At 49.4% G+C, this 19,404-nt stretch carries 17 protein-coding genes; 2 read left to right on the top strand and 15 right to left on the bottom strand.

The annotated features are described in order from the left end of the window. The gene (gene thiI, locus HNR50_RS12045; protein ID WP_184747023.1) at positions 1–1,179 is read left to right on the top strand and encodes a tRNA uracil 4-sulfurtransferase ThiI; all 1,179 of its coding nucleotides are present in this window, start codon (positions 1–3) and stop codon (positions 1,177–1,179) included. A 30-nt stretch (positions 1,180–1,209) separates the two neighbouring features. Here thiI and HNR50_RS12050 read toward each other — a convergent pair whose 3' ends face one another. The 8 genes from HNR50_RS12050 to HNR50_RS12085 form a co-directional block, all read right to left on the bottom strand. Then, positions 1,210–1,416, bottom strand: a complete 207-nt coding sequence (locus HNR50_RS12050; RefSeq protein WP_184747024.1) for an FmdB family zinc ribbon protein — start codon at positions 1,414–1,416, stop codon at positions 1,210–1,212. A 101-nt stretch (positions 1,417–1,517) separates the two neighbouring features. After that, entirely contained in the window at positions 1,518–2,105 is a 588-nt protein-coding gene (locus tag HNR50_RS12055) for a Uma2 family endonuclease (protein ID WP_184747025.1), read from the bottom strand. Between the two features lie 51 nt (positions 2,106–2,156). Next, the gene (gene hisF / locus HNR50_RS12060; protein ID WP_184747026.1) at positions 2,157–2,921 is read right to left on the bottom strand and encodes an imidazole glycerol phosphate synthase subunit HisF; all 765 of its coding nucleotides are present in this window, start codon (positions 2,919–2,921) and stop codon (positions 2,157–2,159) included. Between the two features lie 16 nt (positions 2,922–2,937). Further along, a complete protein-coding gene (gene hisH / locus HNR50_RS12065) occupies positions 2,938–3,540 on the bottom strand; it encodes an imidazole glycerol phosphate synthase subunit HisH (RefSeq protein WP_184747027.1) in 603 nt (200 codons plus the stop codon). Between the two features lie 95 nt (positions 3,541–3,635). After that, positions 3,636–4,541 carry a hypothetical protein gene (locus tag HNR50_RS12070; RefSeq protein ID WP_184747028.1) on the bottom strand — a complete coding sequence of 302 codons (906 nt, stop codon included), beginning with the start codon at positions 4,539–4,541 and terminating at the stop codon, positions 3,636–3,638. 60 nt (positions 4,542–4,601) lie between these two features. Next, on the bottom strand, positions 4,602–7,730 hold the full coding sequence (gene ileS / locus HNR50_RS12075) for an isoleucine--tRNA ligase (protein WP_184747029.1): 3,129 nt from the start codon (positions 7,728–7,730) through the stop codon (positions 4,602–4,604). Between the two features lie 117 nt (positions 7,731–7,847). Next, positions 7,848–8,789: a DMT family transporter gene (locus tag HNR50_RS12080; RefSeq protein ID WP_184747030.1), complete on the bottom strand. Its 942-nt coding sequence runs from the start codon at positions 8,787–8,789 to the stop codon at positions 7,848–7,850. Continuing rightward, the gene (locus HNR50_RS12085) at positions 8,773–10,557 is read right to left on the bottom strand and encodes an aminopeptidase P family protein (protein WP_184747031.1); all 1,785 of its coding nucleotides are present in this window, start codon (positions 10,555–10,557) and stop codon (positions 8,773–8,775) included. Before HNR50_RS12085 ends, HNR50_RS12080 begins: the two co-directional genes overlap by 17 nt. Before the next feature lie 274 nt (positions 10,558–10,831). Here HNR50_RS12085 and HNR50_RS12090 point away from each other — a divergent pair, with 274 nt between their 5' ends. After that, positions 10,832–11,887: a mannose-1-phosphate guanylyltransferase gene (locus HNR50_RS12090; RefSeq protein ID WP_184747032.1), complete on the top strand. Its 1,056-nt coding sequence runs from the start codon at positions 10,832–10,834 to the stop codon at positions 11,885–11,887. A 250-nt stretch (positions 11,888–12,137) separates the two neighbouring features. Here the strand turns inward: HNR50_RS12090 and HNR50_RS12095 are convergent, their stop codons facing one another. The 7 genes from HNR50_RS12095 to djlA form a co-directional block, all read right to left on the bottom strand. Next, a complete protein-coding gene (locus tag HNR50_RS12095; RefSeq protein WP_184747033.1) occupies positions 12,138–12,923 on the bottom strand; it encodes a hypothetical protein in 786 nt (261 codons plus the stop codon). Continuing rightward, complete coding sequence (locus HNR50_RS12100; protein WP_184747200.1) at positions 12,923–14,992, bottom strand: sodium-translocating pyrophosphatase; 2,070 nt, start codon at positions 14,990–14,992, stop codon at positions 12,923–12,925. Before HNR50_RS12100 ends, HNR50_RS12095 begins: the two co-directional genes overlap by 1 nt. Positions 14,993–15,107: 115 nt before the next feature. Further along, complete coding sequence (cmoB, locus tag HNR50_RS12105; RefSeq protein ID WP_184747034.1) at positions 15,108–16,094, bottom strand: tRNA 5-methoxyuridine(34)/uridine 5-oxyacetic acid(34) synthase CmoB; 987 nt, start codon at positions 16,092–16,094, stop codon at positions 15,108–15,110. Continuing rightward, positions 16,094–16,870, bottom strand: coding sequence for a carboxy-S-adenosyl-L-methionine synthase CmoA (gene cmoA / locus HNR50_RS12110; RefSeq protein ID WP_184747035.1), 777 nt, complete (start codon positions 16,868–16,870; stop codon positions 16,094–16,096). The genes cmoB and cmoA overlap by 1 nt, the downstream gene beginning before the upstream one ends. Positions 16,871–16,900: 30 nt before the next feature. Continuing rightward, entirely contained in the window at positions 16,901–17,632 is a 732-nt protein-coding gene (locus HNR50_RS12115; protein ID WP_184747036.1) for a flavin reductase family protein, read from the bottom strand. Continuing rightward, positions 17,625–18,503 (bottom strand): YitT family protein, encoded by an 879-nt coding sequence (locus tag HNR50_RS12120; RefSeq protein ID WP_184747037.1) that lies wholly within the window; start codon positions 18,501–18,503, stop codon positions 17,625–17,627. Before HNR50_RS12120 ends, HNR50_RS12115 begins: the two co-directional genes overlap by 8 nt. Then, positions 18,504–19,358, bottom strand: coding sequence for a co-chaperone DjlA (djlA, locus tag HNR50_RS12125; protein WP_184747038.1), 855 nt, complete (start codon positions 19,356–19,358; stop codon positions 18,504–18,506). Positions 19,359–19,404 lie beyond the last annotated feature (46 nt).

Consider the following 19,404-nt stretch of genomic DNA (forward strand, 5'->3'; position numbering starts at 1 on the left):
ATGAAAGATCTCTATTTAATCAAAATCGGTGAAATATCCCTGAAAAAAGGGAATAGAAAGATTTTTGAGAAACAGCTCAAAGACAATATAAAGAAAAACCTCAAACCCTATGGCAGCCATGTCAACGTGCGAAGCGGCCGCTTCTATCTTGAAGTGGAAGATGTGCCGGAAGAAGTGGTGACCAAAGTTCTGGCTTCCACTTTCGGCATAGTCGGCTTCTACAAAACCCACAGCTGCGCCAAGGAGCTGGAGCCAATTTCCGAACTGGCAATATCTCTGGCTAAGCAGAACCTGGCTTCAGGATATGGCAATAAATTCAAAGTGGAGACAAGAAGGGTCGATAAAAGCCTCCCCATGGACTCCTATGATTATTCCCGGGAAATCGGAGGGATGATTTTCGAAGCGGTTGAAGGACTGGAAGTCGATGTCCGCAACCCCGACTGGGTTATCCATGTGGAACTGCGGGAGAAAGCCTATGTTTACGGCTACGGTGTTAAGGGACCGGGTGGACTTCCCGTCAGCACGGCGGGACGGGGAACGCTTCTCCTTTCGGGAGGGATAGACTCTCCCGTCGCCGGTTATCTGATGGCGAAAAGGGGACTGAAGCTCGATGCGGTTTATTTCCACACGCCCCCCTACACATCCAACGAAGCTCATGAGAAGGTCAAGGAACTGGCGAAGATTCTCGCACCCTGGTGCAGCGGGATCAATCTCTTTTCTGTTCCTTTCACCGATGTACAGGTTAAAGTGAACCAATCCGTCGAGCCGTCATTTACGACACTTCACGCCAGAGCGGCCATGATGACGATTGCGGAGAAAATCACGAAAGAAAGGGACGGCGGATGTCTGATTACAGGCGAAGCTCTGAGCCAGGTTGCCAGCCAGACAATGGAATCGCTCGCCTTTACAAACAGTTCTGTCACCCTGCCGGTTTTCCGTCCCCTTATCGGAATGGATAAAGAGGAGATAATAAAGATATCGAGAAAGCTCGGCGCTTTCGAAACCTCAACCCTGCCCTACGATGATTGCTGCGCCATGTTTGCGCCGCAGCATCCGGAAACCAGGCCTGATTTTGAGAAAACCAGAGAGATGTTCAACAATATCGATTTCGGTGATCTGCTTGATCAGGCGGTTGCCAATGCAGAACGGACATGGTTCCCGGCTACGGGAAATGACTAAACAAAAAAGCTCCCTCGTCGGGAGCTTTTTTCACTTGGAAGAACTGCCGCTGGTGCTTTTCTTCGAATCGGTAACATAGAATCCACTGCCTTTGAAGATCAGTCCAGATCCTCCGCCAATCATCCGCTTTACTTCTCCGCCGCATTCGGGGCAGACAGAAAGTGGCTCATCTGTCATGGCCTGGAAGTATTCGAAAACATGGCTGCACTGATTGCATTTATAGTCATATGTCGGCATTTTATAGACTCCTGACTCAAGAGATATTCTTAACTGTATTTGGTATTGCTAATATACAAATTTTACAGCTGAGGGGCAAGTGTCAGGAATAAGTATTCTCTTCAGAGGGATTCAAAAAGACCGGAAATATCCAGCTCAAATCCTTTGAGAACAGGGCTTTCCCAGGTCCCGGTTTTTCTAAAGCTGACTGGTGCTTTGAATTTTTCACCTTCCAGCAGGTAGATCATTATGATTTCCGTTTCAGGATTAATGATCCAGTACTCCCTAACCCCCGATTTTTCATAGAGATTCAGTTTGTGGGTTTCATCTTTAAATGATGTGGAAGGACTGAGGATTTCAATGACGAGATCAGGAGCGCCTTTACATCCTGTATCATCCAGTTTGTTCGTATCACAAATGATTGAAAGATCGGGCTGGACAACATTGAAAACGCTTTCCTCGATGTGATTCTCTGTTTCATCCAATCTGACATCAAAGGGTGCGGCATAGACCTGGCATGTTTTACCTTTGAGAAATGTGAATATCTCAGCTGTTAAATAGGCGGAAATAAACTGATGCTTTCTGATCGGTGCGGGGCTCATATCCCAGACTTCGCCGTCAATAATCTCCCACCTCTCCTCATCGGGCCAGGTCAGATAATCGGCATAGGAATATTTTCCCTCTTTCGGTTTCAACTTCGGATCTCCCATATGACCTCCTGATTGAATAACAGGATCAGGAGATCTGCTGCTTCAATTATATCACATTCGCACGGGAATTTTTTGAGTGGTCAGGTGCTTTTTTATATCCTCAACAGTATAATCGCCGAAGTGCACCATCGAGGCGATAAGCGCCGCATCGGCCGATCCTTCTTTGAGAACCGCAGCCAGGTGTTCAGGGCTTCCCGCGCCGCCCGATGCTACGACGGGAATCCCGACCGATCGGGATATCATTTTCGTCAGATTGATTTCGTAACCTGTCTTCATCCCGTCGGCATCGATGGAATTGAGCACGATTTCCCCTGCGCCGAGACTTTCCGCCTGTTTCGCCCAGGCCAGAGCGTCCAGATCCATAGCTTTCCGGCCGCCATTGATAAAGACCCGGTACCCCGAAGGCATGTCAGGATCGGCAGCGGCATCCATCCCCAGAACAATGCACTGGGAACCGAATAGCGACGCGCCTTCTTCAATAATCGAGGGATTGCGCACAGCCGATGAGTTGACGCTGACTTTTTCCGCTCCCGCCAGAATAACATCTTTGATATCATCGAGAGTGGATATGCCTCCGCCGACGGAAAAGGGAATAAAGATCTGTTCGGCCACTTTGCGGACAACATCGATCATGATGCCTCTTTTCTCATGAGAGGCTGTAATATCGTAAAAAACAAGCTCATCGGCGCCGTCGCGGTAGTATTTAGCTGCCATTTCGACAGGATCGCCGACATCAATATTATCTTTGAATTTGATTCCTTTGGTGCATCTGCCTTCTTTTACATCAAGACAGACGACGATTCTTTTCTGAAACATATTTTTTTCCTTTGCCTCAGTAGAGCTCTATAAAGTTCTTCAGGAGCTGCAGTCCCGGTTCCCCGCTTTTTTCCGGGTGAAACTGGCAGGCCAGTATATTGTCTTTTACAGCCGCGGCCGTAAAGGGAATGCCGTACTCGCAGATAGCGGCTACATTTTCATCATTTTCCGAGGCAATATAATAAGAGTGGACAAAATAGAACGATGAGTTCTGCGGAATATCTTTAAAAAGAGGCAGTTCCCTGTATTCGATTGTGTTCCACCCCATGTGAGGCACTTTCAACCCCATATCCGGAGCAAACCGTTTGACTTTACCGGGAATGATCCCCAGACAGGGCGTGTCCCTTTCCTCCGAGTGGTCGAAGACGATCTGAGCTCCGAGACAGATTCCCAGGAGCGGTTTTCCTGAGGAGGCGAATTCTTTAACGGCTTCTCCCAGTCCGGTGGACCGGAGGACTTCCATGGCGGAATAAGCTTCCCCCACACCGGGAAAAATCATTTTATCGCATTTCAGCAGTTTTTCCGGATCGTCGGAGATAAAGAAGTCTCCATGAAGATGAGACAAAGCTGAATCCACGCTTTTCAGGTTTCCCGCTTTGTAATCGACAACTCCGATCATATACCTCTCCTTCCGATTTTGATTCTATGAAAAGATACACTAAATGAGAAAAACGGTAAAGAGCTGATTTTTCTGTGAACAGTTAACCTCTGACCTTATTTCTCGTAGATATCCAGCTTGATAACATTGGAAATCATATCGCTGGCCATTTCCAGAGACAGGTTGAGCCCGCTCAATTCCACATCGTTCCATTGCGTATCGATTTTTATCGTTTTAAGGAACTGCTTGGTGTCGGGGTTTTCCGATGAAACGACGACGCCGAGGATAACCCATTTGAGCGCTGTGGAAAATGGCCTGGTCTTGGTAATGTCCTTCATTCTCACCAGTCCCATGATTTCGTATTCAGGCTCTTCGCCTTCAGCAACAGGTTCAACTTTGTTCATGGATATGTAGAAGAGATCGACCTCGAGGTCAGCCAGATTGGGAGAAAGAGCCGTCAGAACGTCCCGGGACGGCTGGGGATAATAGAGAATGATGTCCGATTCTATGAAATGGTCGCGCACGTCCCTGGGCAGATAGACCGGTACGGGATCGACGCGATTGGTCAGGATTTCATCGATTTTTCCTTCGGAAAAAAGGATTTTCCCTTTTTCGGGAACGATCTGAATACCGGCTTCCGCATTGGTAATGGTCCCCGACTCCCTGTCGGTTTGCGCCCAGTCCTTCGAAACTCTCAGGCCGAGCTTCATCATCCCGCTGTTATATTCCCCTTCGGATATCATATGAATGCCGGGATCAGCCAGGTCCAGGGGATTCTCCAGTCCGAGACAGACCGTATGGCTTCTGTCGATTATGGACTGGAGGTCTTTGTTGTCAATTCCCATCTTCGTAATGGTGCGATTGAACAATTCCCGGTTTCCATCGATGTTGACGTTCAGGAAGACCTTGGAGTCAGCAGGCAGCCAGGTTATGCGCTTGTCAGCCGGCAACAGAGCGGGCATGCTCCTGCAACCGGTAAAAATTACGATGGTCAGAAGAATTATCCCGCTCAGTTTTTTCATGGTAGCTCCCTTTTGGTCAGTTCTTTTAAAGAATAAAGCGGAGCCGGGCTCCGCTGCAAGTTAATTTTTTACAAGAGAGATCATACAGGTTTCGTCACCGCAAGCGGCTTCGACAGCATCATCTTTCTTTTCCCAGGTCCACTTCGATGTCAGCGTTTCCTGCATCAGGTGCTCTTCGAAGGCTTCCACGGCGATTTTTACCGCTTCGGAACCATCAATGGAAAGGCTGATCCGGTCTGTTACGTCCAGATTGCTCTCTTTTCTCAGATTCTGAACTGAACGGACGATGTCTCTTACGATACCTTCGTTTTTCAGTTCCTCGGTAATTTCCGGATCAAGCGCGATGGTCAGAGATCCTTCGTTGAGAACTTTGAGGTTCTCTTTTTCCTGTCTCTGAATCATAAGATGCTCTTCAGTGATGTCGAGGTTTGTATGCTCAGTTCCTTCGAACTCGATATTGAGAGTCGAGCCCTCGAGAACGGTCTGGATCTCATCCATTGTGAGTGTTTCAATTCTCGAAGCGGCGGCTTTCATATCCTTTCCGAGGATTTTTCCGAGCACGCGGAAGTTGGCCTTGGCGGAGTATTCAACCAGGTCTTCTTCGTTTTCACGGAAAAGGACTTCTTTGACATTGAGCTCTTCGCGGATGATATCCACCATCTCGAAAAGGACTTTCTTCTCGTCTTTGTCTCTGGTAACCAGATGCATAGCCTTGAGGGGCTGTCTGGTTTTCAGGTTGTGTATGCTTCTGAGCGCCCGCCCCATGGAAACAGCCTGCTGAGTCAGAGCCATTTTGAGCTCCAGCTCCTCATCTCTCGCCGATGTATCCGCTACGGGATAGTCGCAGAGATGAACCGAATCGGGCATATCATCGGTCTTCAGATTGAGATAAATCTCTTCAGTCACGAAGGGGATGATAGGTGCGGCGATTTTTATAACCGTCATAAGGGCATGGTACAGCGTTCCGTATGCCTGGAACTTGTCTCCGTCGTTTTCCGATTTCCAGAAACGCCTTCTCGACCGTCTGATGTACCAGTTGTTGAGCTGATCGATAAAGGAAACGATCGGACCGATGGCTTTCTGCACTTCATAAGCTTCGAGCTGTTCCGTTACTTCGGCAACCATTTTTTCCGTTTCCGAAAGAATCCACTGGTCGAGGGGATTCTCGGGATTTTCCGGTTTGCCTTCCGGTTTCACCATATCGATATTGGCGTAAGTCACGTAAAAGCTGTAGGCATTCCAGAAAGGAATGATGATGCTTTTGAGAACTTCTTTAACACCGTCATCGGAATATTTCAGGCTCTCGGCCCGAACGCAGGCGGAATTCATCAGGAAAAGCCTGAGAGCATCGGCTCCGAAGTTGCTGATGACAACCATGGGGTCGGTGTAGTTTCTCTCGGACTTGGACATTTTCTTTCCGTCTTCAGCCAGAACCAGTCCGTTGACGATGACGTTGCGGAAGGCCGGTTTGTCGAAGAGCGCCGCGGCCAGAATGGTCAGCGTATAGAACCATCCTCTCGTCTGGTCCAATCCTTCGGAGATGAACTCGGCGGGGAAGTTGGCTTCGAACTTCTCCTTGTTCTCGAAAGGATAGTGGTTCTGCGCGTAAGGCATAGCCCCCGATTCGAACCAGCAGTCCAGAACTTCGGGGATTCTCTTCATTTCGCCGCCGCAGTCGCATTTGAATGTGATATGGTCGACAAAATGCTTGTGGAGGTCGGTCACATCCTGACCGGAACGGTCCTTCAGTTCCTGGCGGCTTCCGATACAATCCGTTTTGCCGCAGTCGGGACATTTCCAGACGGGGATGGGGTTACCCCAGTATCTGTTTCGCGAGATGGCCCATTCTCTGGCATCCTCCAGCCATTTTCCGAATCTCCCCTTCTGCAGATGCGAGGGAACCCAGTTGATGGTATCGTTGGCATCGAGCATTTTCTGCTTGATGCTGGGAACATCGACGAACCAGGAGCTTACGGCTCTGTAGATAAGAGGAGATTTACATCTCCAGCAGTGGGGATAGGAGTGAAGATACTGGTCTCTTTTGATCAGTTTCCCTTCCTCTCTCAGCCTGGTGATGATGTCTTTATCGCAGTCCTTTACGAAACGTCCTTTGTACTCGGGGATTTCACTGGTAAACTGACATTCGTCATCAATAGGACATTTTACATTGATATCTGTTTTCTTCAGAGTGTTGTAGTCGTCTTCACCGAAACCGGGAGCGGTGTGGACCATCCCTGTACCGTCTTCGGTTGTCACGTAGTCGGCCAGATAGACTTTGAAGGCGCCATTATCCGCTTCTTCGGCGAAATAGTCGAAAAGCGGCTCATAGGCCAGGCCTTCAAGTTCCGTTCCCTTGTAACGGGCGACGATCTCGTAATCCTCTTCGCTCTTGTAGTAAGCGGAAAGTCTTTCCTCACCGAGAATGAAGAACTCCTCACCGTCTTTTACCTTGACGTACTCGATGTCCGGTCCGGCAGCCAGCGCCAGGTTGGACGGAAGGGTCCAGGGCGTGGTCGTCCAGGCCAGTAGATAGGTATTATCTTCGCCTTTAACTTTGAACCGGATGGTGATGGCCGGATCGTGAACGTCCTGGTAGCCTCCGAGATTCAGCTCGTGGTTGGACAGAACGGTGGAACAGCGGGGGCAGTAGGGAAGGATTTTATGACCTTCATAAACGAGACCTTTGTCCCAGAGCTGCTTGAACACCCACCAGATGGATTCCATGTAATCGGGATCCATGGTTTTATAGTCATCTTCGAAATCGACCCACCGGCCGAGTCTGTTAATTACGGTTTCCCATTCGTTTGTGTAGCGCAGCACGATCGAGCGGCACTGTTCATTGAACTCGGTTACACCGAATTTCTCAATTTCCGTTTTTCCGGAAATACCGAGTTCCTTCTCCATTTCGTATTCTACAGGAAGTCCATGGCAGTCCCAACCGAAACGGCGTTCCACCTTATTACCTTTCATGGTCTGGTAACGGGGAATGATATCTTTCAATGTACCGGGTACGAAATGCCCGAAATGGGGCAATCCAGTAGCAAATGGAGGTCCGTCGTAGAATACATATTCGGGAGAGCCTTCTCTCTGTTCAATCGACCGCTTGAAAATTCCCTTGTCTTCCCAGAATTTGAGAATGGCTTCTTCCATCTCGGGAAAGTTTACACGCGGGTCTACAGGTTTGTACAAGTTGTCCTCCAAATATGATTATCTAAATCTATCCGCATATAATATTTAAATTTCCAAGATTAGACAAGTCTTAGCGAGATGTTAAACCGGGTATGGATTCCCGCTATTAATGAGAAACTAGGCGGAAATACGCTTTCTTCCGCTGAAGAAAAGAATAACCGATAACCCTATGGCAAACATGCCCGTCAGAGACAGCGGATCGGGTGATTCTCCGGGAATGATGATCCAGCTGAAGACTGCGCCTGCTACGGGAATAATAAATTTCCAGATGCTTAATGTGGGAACGGGAACGCCGCGGTCTTTGAGAAGATAGAACCAGATGGAAAAAGCTGTCGCCGACAGAAAAGCCAGATAGATAAGAGCCGTGAAAAATTCCGGTTCAGGATCAAGGAAGATATCGCTGCGGAAGGTTCCCGAAACCAGCGATGCGAAAAAGAGGATCAGTCCGCCAGTAGATATCTGCAGAGAATTGAGCAGAACCGGATTGATAGGGCTTCTCTTCCTGGCGATGTAGATGCTGGAAAAGGCGCTTGAGATACTCCCCGACAGCATCAGGACGATTCCCAGAATCTCCCTCCTTCCCCCGATCGTAGACAGATCTCCCTTCCCCGCTCCGATAAAAACAATGCCTGATACGGCGATGAGAAAACTGAGGATTCTCCGAAAGGTCAGCCTGTTGCCCTCTCCGGACAGAAAGTAGTGGGCCAGAAGAGCTCCGACAAGAGGAGAGATTCCATTGACGATAGCTCCCGTTGATGCTTCGACCATATCCATGGAGATAAAGAAAAAGGAGTACAGGAGAACCGTCTGCAGAAAAGAAACCGTAAGTATCATCGGCCAGAACTTTTTTATCTCCACAAGGATCCGGGCCGGCGAACCGCAGAGGGGAAGAAGTATTAATCCCGCGAGAAAGAATCTCATTCCGGCAAAAGAAAGAGGATCTGTGTACTGCAGCCCTGTCTTCACGCCGGCGAAAGCTGTCGCCCAGAGGAGACAGGCCGCCACAGCCAGAGGGGCTGTGGGGATTCTGTCAATGAATGATCTAAAGGGTGAACTCAATAGTTCTCCCCTTCAGCCAGCTCTTTTCCTGGTCATCGAGGTAAGGGGCGATTCTGTTGTAGACATCCTGGTTGTAACTGTTGATCCAGCTCCGCTCTTCATCGGTCAGCAGGGAGAGATCGATCAGTTCGGGATCATAGGGGCAGAGGGTCAGAGTTTCGAATTCATAGAAATTTCCGAACTCGGTTTCCCTGTCCTTCTTCACGAGAACCAGGTTTTCAATTCTGATCCCGTGGCTCCCCTCGCGGTAAATTCCCGGTTCATTGGAGATAACCATACCGGGCTCCAGAGCCACATCGATCGGTTTGGGACTGATATTCATAGGGCCTTCATGGACACTGAGGTAATGTCCAACGCCGTGCCCGGTTCCATGTCCGTAGTCGATCCCTTCGCGCCACATATCCATTCTGGCCAGCAGATCGAGCTGATAACCTCGGGTCCCCCGGGGAAATTTGGCCAGAGATAAGGCAATATGCCCTTTCAGGACAAGGGTGTAATCGCGGATTTCCTGCTCCGTCGGATTTCCCAGAGTCAAAGTTCTGGTGATATCAGTCGTTCCGCCGGGATACTGTCCGCCCGAATCGATAAGGAACAGACCGCCCTTCTCGTCAACCGAGAACTGACCTTCTTCATCGGCGCTGTAATGGCAGAGAGCCCCATGAGCCCTGTAGCCGGGAATCGGCGTGAAGCTTTCTCCTGCGAACTCATCGCCCATTTTCCTGAAGGATAGGAGTTTGGCTGCAAGAGACAGTTCCGTTTGACCTGTGAGAGAGTTTTCTTTTATCCATTTTATGAAACGGACCATCGCCGCTCCGTCACGCTCCATGACTTTCCGGAGATTCTCAATCTCCACTTCATTTTTCAGAGCTTTCATCGATGTGGTCGGGTTTGTTTCATATCGCACTTCCGCGCCTTCCCCCAGGGAATTGACCAGACTCACGCTCAGTTTGGAACGGTCGGCCAGAACCAGAGATCCTTTTCCGATTGCCCCGAGAGCTTTTGTGATTTCATCGTAGGGGCGGATGGAAATGCGGTCTTTTTTCAGTGCCTCCTTAACTGGCGCGGCTTTCTTTTCATGAATGAAAAGTTCGGCGCCGTCCATAGTTATGACGGCATAGGAAACAGCGACGGGAATGGTGTCGAGGTCCTTGCCTCTGATATTGAAAAGCCAGCAGATATCTTCCAGAGCGGAGAGGACATGATGGGTCGCTCCGTAACGCGACATGACGTCCCGGAGAGCTTTCAGTTTATCAGCCCGGCTTCTGCCGTTGTACTTCTCATCGTGAAGGAAAAGACTGCCCATTGGCAGAGACGGTCGGTCTTCAGTCCAGATCCCGTCGATCAGTGGCGCTTCAGTTTCCAGGCGTATCCCGGTTTTGCCCAGGAGAGTTTCCAGTTTTTCCGCACTGCCGACCGACAGATTCTTACCGTCCAGACCGACGATCTGTCCTTTCTTCATGTTTTCAGAGAGCCACTGTTCATAGGAGGGGACTCCGGGCATACCGTATTTGAATAATTCTATTCCCGAATCTTTCAGCTCTTCCTCCGCCTGAATATAGTACCGGAAATCGGTCCACAATCCGGCGGTATCCATGGTGACGACCACTGTAGCGGCGCTCCCGGTAAAGCCGGAAATCCACTTGCGGCACTGCCAGTGGGGCGCTACATATTCCGATCCGTGGGGATCTTCCGAAGGGATGATATAGGCCTGAAGCCCCTTCTCCTCCATCTTCATCCGGAGAGCTGAAATTCGTTCGTGAATAGTCATAGTTTTTTACCTCTGTTCGGGAAATTTCCCCCTATAAGGTATACCTAAAAATAACTTTGTTCAACTTTTTCCTAAACCGGAGATTTCCATTGCCGATAGTAATACTGTAGCGGGTCGGAGACTTCCCCTCCCAATCGAATATCCACCCGCTGATCTACGAAGTTCCGGTCCCCGCCGGAACTTTTTTTTTATAAGAACCGGACTCCGATGCTGTCGCGCCGACGAAATACCTTTTTTGCTTTTAATCCCTTCTATTTTTGTTATACTCAACGGTATGATTGATCATGTTATAATTATGGCCGGCGGCGCGGGCACCAGACTCTGGCCGGCTTCTACCAATACCCGACCCAAACAGTTTATGAAAATCGGCGGCAATGATTCTCTGATAACTTCCGCCATAAAACGAGGTTTTGCCCTGGATCACCGGGGGTATGTCATTATCGTGACACACAGAGATCATCTGAAACCGGCCCTCGATGAGTGCTCGGCATTGCCTGAGGAGATGAGAAAGCGAATTGTCATCCTCCCGGAACCATTTGCCAGAAACACGGCTCCGGCTCTGATGCTCGCGGCGGCCTGGCTGAAATGGAAAGGCGAGGAAAACTCTTCGGTCATCGTTCTGGCAGCGGACCACATAATAAACGATACCGACGGTTTTATCGCGTCTGTAGAAAAAGCTTCGCAGCTGGCCGAAAAAGACAGACTTGTTCCCTTTGGAATTCCTCCTGTCAGCGCCGAAACCGGATACGGCTACATTGAAGCGGGAAAAACTTTCCTTCCCGGCCTGGAAGTGGTCTCATTCAAGGAAAAGCCGGATCTGAAAACAGCGGTGAAGTTTGTTGCGGCGGGCAATTTCTACTGGAACTCAGGTATGTTTGTCTATCCGGTCAGCCTGTTTTATGATGAACTGAGGGTTCACACTCCGGAAGTTGTTGAGCCTTTCGATAGTATTGACTTCCGCGACGGGCAGTTCGCCGCGGAAAAAGACTTAACCTACCTGAAAGATATCGATGCGATAACTCCCGTTTACGAAAAAGTCCTTAAAATTTCCATTGATTATGCGCTTATGGAAAAGAGTCATAAAATCGCCATGGCTGAGGCTGAATTCGACTGGAACGATGTGGGAAGCTGGGATGTTATTTCCGAAATAGACAAAAGCGAAAAAAACACCCTAACGGTCAAGGGCCGGAATAATTTTGTCTACGGCGACGACGTACAGGTGGCATTCTGCGGAGTGAGTGATCTGATAGTGGTTGTGGAAGAGGGAAAAATACTGATCTGCCGCAAGGGAGAATCCCAGCTGGTCAAAGAGGTGACCGAAAAACTTTAATCCCGACAGGTCCGGCTTTCAATATATCTCCTGCCCCTTGCCCCCTTTTGTAGGGGATTCAGAGAGTCGTTCTCTTTTTCAAACCCTGCGTTTATGCGAATAAGTCGAAGACTCAAATGCTCTTGTTCGCCGCTGCGAGTCTCGCGGCTCATGTTCGGACCGGTTCATCCGTTTAAGGGTCGGCGGCTCAAATGATCTTGTTCGCCGCTGCGAGTCTCGCGGCTCATGTTCGGACCGGTTCATCCGGTCCTCACATATTACGGAAGAATTTGAAGTTATTATGTTCTATGTCGTCGAGGGGCGGCATGGCGAAAAACTTCATTTCCTCTCCCCTGGCGAATGTGAACCCCCGGTCAATCTGTTTATAGGAAACAGTTGAAAGAGAACTGTTAAGACAGAGCCCCTTATTGTGCTTGTCCTTATATTTGCTCAACTCTTCAACAGCATCGCGCAAAGCCGAAGGATGGATGCTGCTTATGGGAGAATTCGTAAAGGGATACTGCTTGAAATATTCGATAAACCCCAGAATATCGACGTTCAACTTGGTGTAGAACTGGGCGGGAGCGCTCTGAAAACTGCCCGGGTCGGTAATGAACCGGCCGAACTGGCGATTGTTCAGATCCGATAGAATGAGCATGGTCATCGGGGAAATTTCCGCGTATATGGCCAGTCCGTCATCTTCCGACGCAGGCGGCATTTCCTCAGCTTCGAGGGCCTGCACATATCCCTGCGCTGTCGCTATGAAAAGCTTATCTATTGCACTGAGCTCTATGTGCTCCAGCACGCGGTAATTGGAAATAAACTTGGTCGCCTTCGGCCTGCCGTCGGGATGGGGTTTGACATGAGCCAAAGCCTCGTTTATGGGAAAATAGGGATGGCGATACGCAGGATCCAACTCGGCAAAAATGACTTTGCCGTTATAGTGTTTATCCGATCCGACTGTATAATGATCGGCAAACTGCTCCGGCTTCAATTGAGATGCGATAAGAGCATTATTGGGATAGAGAACTTTATAAAGGTGAACAGGATAATCCATTAGAGCCTCCAGAATGATTTAAGCATGGGCGCTATAACCAGCGACACCACAGCCATCAGCTTGATGAGAATATTGAGAGAAGGACCGGCCGTATCCTTGAAAGGATCGCCTACCGTGTCTCCTACAACAGATGCTTTATGAGCGGCCGAACCTTTACCTCCCGCGGCTCCCGACTCAATCATCTTCTTGGCGTTATCCCAGGCTCCGCCGGCGTTGGACATGAAAATCGCCAGAACGACACCGGAAACAGTTACGCCGATAAGAAGGCCGGAAAGCATGAACACGCCGCCGGTAAATCCGACAAGAACAGGAGTCAGAGCTGCCGTCAGCCCGGGAAGAATCATTTTTTTCAAAGCCGCCGAAGTGCTGATATCGACACAGCGCTCGTAATCCGGTTCTTCCGTTTCATCCAGAATACCCGGTTTTTCCCGGAATTGTCTCCTGACTTCTTCGATCATGGCAAAAGCCGCATCGCCTATGGCATTCATCGCCATGGAGGAAAAAAGATAAGGTATAACTGCCCCTATTAAAACACCGGACAATGTCTTCACATCCATCAGATCGATCACTTTCAACCCCAGCTGTTCCCGGAAGGCCGTAAACAGGATAAGAGATGTCAAAGCCGCTGAACCGATGGCGAACCCCTTCCCGATGGCCGCCGTCGTATTGCCGACAGCATCCAGCTCGTCGGTTATCTCTCTAACGGCCCGGGGGAATTCCGCCATCTCCGCCAAACCGCCGGCATTATCGGCAATAGGACCGTAGGCATCGACAGCCAGCTGGACACCCAGAGTCATGAGCATACCCAGTGCGGCAATGGCAATGCCATAAAGCCCGGACAGCTGGTCACCGGCCAGTATCGCCGTTACGATAATGAGGACAGGCGGCAGAGCCGAAAGCATCCCCATTCCCATACCGGTAATCAGCGTCGTCGCCGGACCGGTTTCACAGGCTTTGACAATGGCATTGACCGGCCTCGTGTCGACTCCCGTGAAATATTCCGTAATCAAACCGATTGAAACGCCGGCCGCCATACCGAGAAGCGCTGAGAGAAAAATACGGATCGGAGACATGGAAACCGGAAAAATCTCTCCTCTGAAATAGAGAAGGCTCATTATCAGAACAAAAAGAGCCGCCAGAATCGCTGCTCCGAAAGTGCCTTTATTCAAGGCTACCTGAGGGGACTGCCCCTTCCGGACTTTGACAAATTTAATACCGATAAGCGAAGCCAGAACTCCTGCCGCCGCAATGAGAAGAGGGAAAGTGACGAGTTTCATCTGAAGAGAAGCGGTTCCCTCGACTGCCGCGCCGAGAATCATAGCCCCGACCAGTGATCCCACATAGGATTCAAAAAGGTCGGCCCCCATTCCGGCCACATCGCCCACATTGTCTCCCACATTATCGGCAATAGTGGCAGGATTGCGGTGGTCATCCTCGGGGATTCCCGCTTCGACTTTACCCACAAGATCCGCCCCGACATCGGCCGCCTTGGTGAAAATCCCTCCTCCCACACGGGCGAAGAGAGCCATGGAGGACGCTCCCAGACTGAAACCGGACAGAATGGGAAGGATAGATTCCCTTAAATACAGGACTGTGATATCTGTTAAAACCAGGGAGACACCGAGAATAATGAAAACACCGGTCAGAGCCAGCCCGACGACAGTCATACCCATGACGCTGCCGCCGGAAAAAGCGATATTCAAAGCTTCATTTATACCGGTCCTGGCGGCTTCTGTTGTTCGGGAGTTGGAAGCCGTAGCCACCTTCATTCCGATAAAACCGGCCAGAGCGGAAAAGGAAGCCCCCAGTACAAAAGACAGGGCCTGATATCTTAAAACCCCTTTGTTACCGACAGCCAGAAAAGCCGCGGCGATAAGAACGAAAGGAACGAGTACCCGATATTCCCGGGATAGAAAAGCCATAGCCCCGCTGGAAATAGCCTTACCGATTTTCTGAAGTTTTGCATCGTGCACCGGCTGTCTGAAAATCCAGCGGCTTCTAAATAGTGAATAGAAAAGAGCCACGAGACTCCCGAGAAGAATGATCAGCAGTGAAAACTCAAGTATCATGTCATTATCCCCCACAAAAACCAGTATAATAGGGGTTTAATTAACAGACCTATAGAATAAATTATTATTCTATGCGCATTAACGCAGGAACCGGGCCAAAGCCAGGCCCGCCCGGTTACTTTTTTATGGCTTTTATGTAGATCCGCTGAGGGGCCGGATACCCTTCCACCGTCTTGGTCGGGTCGTCGGGATCGAGAAAATCCTCCAGAGATTCCCAGCGCGACCAGTCGGTCTTCCTCTGTTCATGAATATCCAGGGGGAACTTGTCGAATGTCTCAATCTCGATAAAATTGGTCTTCTTCAGCATATTCTCCATGGCCTTCCAGGTGGGGAGAAACCAGTATCCCCGGGCTTTCATATAGCGGTCTTCGGGGAATAGGCAGTAGGGCTCATCGCCGTCGATGCCGCTGACTTCGAGAATCAGGGTTCCGCCTTTTTTCATGGATTTGTGGATGTCGACCAGAGTCTGAATGGGATTTCTCCTGTGATAGATAATGCCCATAAAGAAAACTACATCGAAAAATCCTTCGAAGAGATGCATATGCTCTACGCCGAGAAGGTCGAAATGCATATGAGGTTCAGCGGAAAACCGCTGGAGAAGGAGATAATTGAAGTAATATTTTATCATGGGATCGATTCCCAGAACAAATTCGGGATCCTGCTCCAGCATGCGGTACATGTAATAGGAGTTATTACACCCCACATCGCAGATTCGTTTGTATTTCAGGTCCGGAAGCATAGGCTTGACCCTGTCCCACTTCAAATTACTGCGCCATTCCGCATCAATATGGGTTCCGAAGATTTCAAAGGGGCCTTTGCGCCAGGGAATGAATTCCTCCAGACACTGATATACGAGCTTGAACTGCTCTTCGGTCAATTCATCACGGGCTCCGATTTTTACAGCATCGCCGCTGTAATCGCGCAGACGGCTCTGAAATTCCGGAAGCCGGACCAGAGTCCTGTAGAAAGGCTCTACTGTGGGGCGGTCCAGATTCGGTGCGATTTCCTCCCGCGCTTTCTGAATCTCATCATAACGAGGCAGCTGGTCTTTCCATTTTTCGTAGAAATTGTCTCCCAGATAGATTTTTGAATACTCAATCATCAGTAATCGCCTATCTCATCATTTTTTTTGGTGCAGATAAAGGAGGAAAAATTGTACCAGGTGAAAAACATATCTATCGCTTCAAATCCGCAATTGCGGAAAAGCGCGACTTCTTCTTTGACGCTGTAGGGGATGAGAACATTCTCCAGAGCTTCTCTTTTCTGACTGATTTCCAGATCGCTGTATCCATTGGACCGTTTCATATCGTAATAGTTTTCAATGAAGATCCGGCTGGAATCGGTATTGGACTGGAGCATTTTATCGCTGACAAGAAGGATGCCGTTATGGCGGAGTCCTTTGTAGATGCGGCGAATCAGCTTCTCTCTTTTCAGAGGGTCGATAAACTGAAGGGTGTAGTTCATGATAACGACTGATGCGTTCTCGATGGGAAGGTCGAACAGATCACCTTCTTTTATGGTTATCTTGCTCTTATCGGCTTTGACCGAATCGAGCTTGACCTCGGCTTCATGGCACATGGCCGCCGATGAATCGATGCCGATCATGGAGTAATCTTCGATGTCGTGATCCTTCATCCCCTGGCTTATCAGACTGATAGTCGTAGCGGTCGAACTTCCCAGATCGTAGATGACGCTGCCTTCCTGAAAATACGTCAGAGCCAGAGTGGTTACCATTTTTTGAACTTCCTTGTAAAAGGGAATGCTCCTCTCAGCCATATCATCAAATACGTGGGCGACATTTTCATTAAATTCGAAAGGCCGGATATTGGTTATCTGCTCTGCGAAAACTTTGTCCTGTTTTTTACTATCTTTTGCCATTGTCTCGTCTTCTCCGGGATCGATTTTTAACTATTTTTTTCTGCTTCTCTTCTTCACGGAACTCTTTTTACGCTCTGAGCTCCAGCGCGGCTTTCTCTTTTCTCTCCCGGAAGAAGCCGGCTCCTCGTTTGCAGACTTTTGTTCCTGTTCCGCCTCCGGTGACTCATGAGAACCCGTTTTCTCAGTTGCTGCGGGAGATTTTTCCACGGAATAGCCGAATTTCCCCAGAGGAACAGTCGAAGAACCATAATATTTTCCATGGATGTAGGAGATTAGTCCAGTGGCTGACATATTAAAGGTTCCGGTTTTTTTATCCAGATAATCATCGGAGACATTCACAGCCAGCACCTCTGCCAGAAACATATGATGAGATCCCAGTTCTTTTATTTCCTTCAGACGGCACTCGATGTTGACCGGGCTCTCCTCAATCAGCGGCGCTTTGACTTTCGTTGCCGGAACAGCTGTCAGATTCATCTCTTTGAACTTATCAAAATCCCGACCGGACCGGACGCCGCACCAGTCAGTCGCCCTCGCCAGTTCATTATTTGTCAGATTGATAACGAAATCTCCGTTTTTCCGGATGATATCATAGGAATATCGCTCCGGTCTGACCGATATATAGACCATGGCGGGATTCGTGCAGACCGTACCGGTCCAGGCAACCGTTATGATATTATATCCTTCCCTGTCATTCCCGCAGGAAACCATCACGGCCGGAACAGGATAGACCATATTGCCCGCTTTCCAGGTTACTTTAGACATGCCTTGAAAAACCTTCACCGAGCACTTCCCGCACATCGGTCACGAAAATAAAAGCATGGGGATCGAGAGAAGCGACCGTGCTCTTCATATGGGGCAGATCTCGCCTTCTCAGAATGCAGAGGAGCACATTCTTTTCTTTTCCCGTGTACATACCCTTTCCGCTCAAGCTGGTCATGCCGTGATTCATTTCATGTACCAGAACGGGTGCGATCTCCTGAGCTTTATCGGAAATGATATGGACCGCTTTTGTATAATTGACTCCGACAATAACCGTATCGATCACTCTGGAGGTGATAAAAAGCGTAATCGTCGCATACAGCCCCAGTTCGTAATTCCTGAAAACCAGAGCGGCCGTGAGAACAATGAGCGCATCGATCATAAGGAGCAGCTGCCCTACGGAAATATAGGGAACCAGTTTGTGGAGGATTTTCGCTCCCAGATCCGTCCCTCCCGTGCTGGCGTCCTGCTTGAGAACAATACCGAGTCCGAGTCCGACCAAAAGCCCGCCGAAAATGGAAGCCAGGAGCAGATCGTCGGTAAGAGAGCTGAGAAAGGGCGCCAGAGCATCGATAGCCAGAGAAAGGGAAAACGTGGCGAACAAGGTTTTGATACCGAAACTCCTTCCCAGAACTCTGATCCCTATGAGAAAAAGGGGGATATTGAGAAGGAGCATAACCGTACCGACAGGCAGTCCTGTCAGATAAAAGACGACAGTTGCCAGACCGGTCACGCCGCCGGCGGCGATCCTGTTGGGAACGAGAAAGAGATTGACGCCGAGAGAGAGAACCACTGATCCGGACAGTACGGTCAGGTAGCTCTTCCAGTCCTTGATTTCCCGGAGAAAGGCCTTCTTGACATTTACGGCGGCCATTTAAAGGTTCCTGGCCTTTTTGATTGCTTCATAAGCTTCCTGGATTTCACGGAATTTGTCATTGGCGAATTTGGTAAACTCCGCGGGAAGACCTTTAGCGGCGATTTTGTCAGGATGAAATTCCGCTACTTTCTTTCTGTAGGCTTTTTTGATTTCCGCATCGGTACTGCTGCTCGAACAACCCAGCACGGCGTAATTGAGATTGGATGCGCTGCTGAAAGATGATCCGGAGGAGCTGCCCCTATAACCCGAATCGCTCCCGCTGTAGGAGGAGCCGCCGCTATATGAAGAACCGCCCGATGCATACCGGTTTTTCAAACTTTCATAGGTATATGAGGGCACGCGGAAAATCCGGACGGCCGAATCGAGCAAATGCTGTTCCGCCGGATGGATCTGTTTATCAGCATAGGCGACCCTGAGAAGAGCATCGAGCATCAGCTGGATAAACTGAGGACGCCCGCGGAAACGGATATAAAACTGCTGGGCATACTGCTCGAAACTTTCGGGAGAGTTGAGGGCATTGTTGAAAATCATCATGGCCTGGCTCTGGAGCTGACTGTCGAGATTGAGGTCACGGGACATAAACTGCCGGACCGTATTCATCTCCGAATCGGAAACGGAACCGTCTGCCTTTGCCATCTTCCCCAGCATGGAAAAGAGTGAAACGAAAAACATATTATCGGAACCGCTCGTACCGGCCTGGGAGTTAAAGGCACCCCTGTTTTCAACGACATGGAGCCCCCGGCCGAGAGAACTTCCAATAATTGCTCCGATAATACCGAAAATCGGTCCTCCGACAAAGGAACCCAGAAAAAAACCGACGAAACCGCCTATAAAACCGCCAAATGCAAACAATTGTCTCTATCTCCCATTCATAACGCTGAATATCAGTAAAAAAATA

Source organism: Spirochaeta isovalerica, from assembly GCF_014207565.1.
GTDB lineage: Bacteria > Spirochaetota > Spirochaetia > DSM-2461 > DSM-2461 > Spirochaeta_F > Spirochaeta_F isovalerica.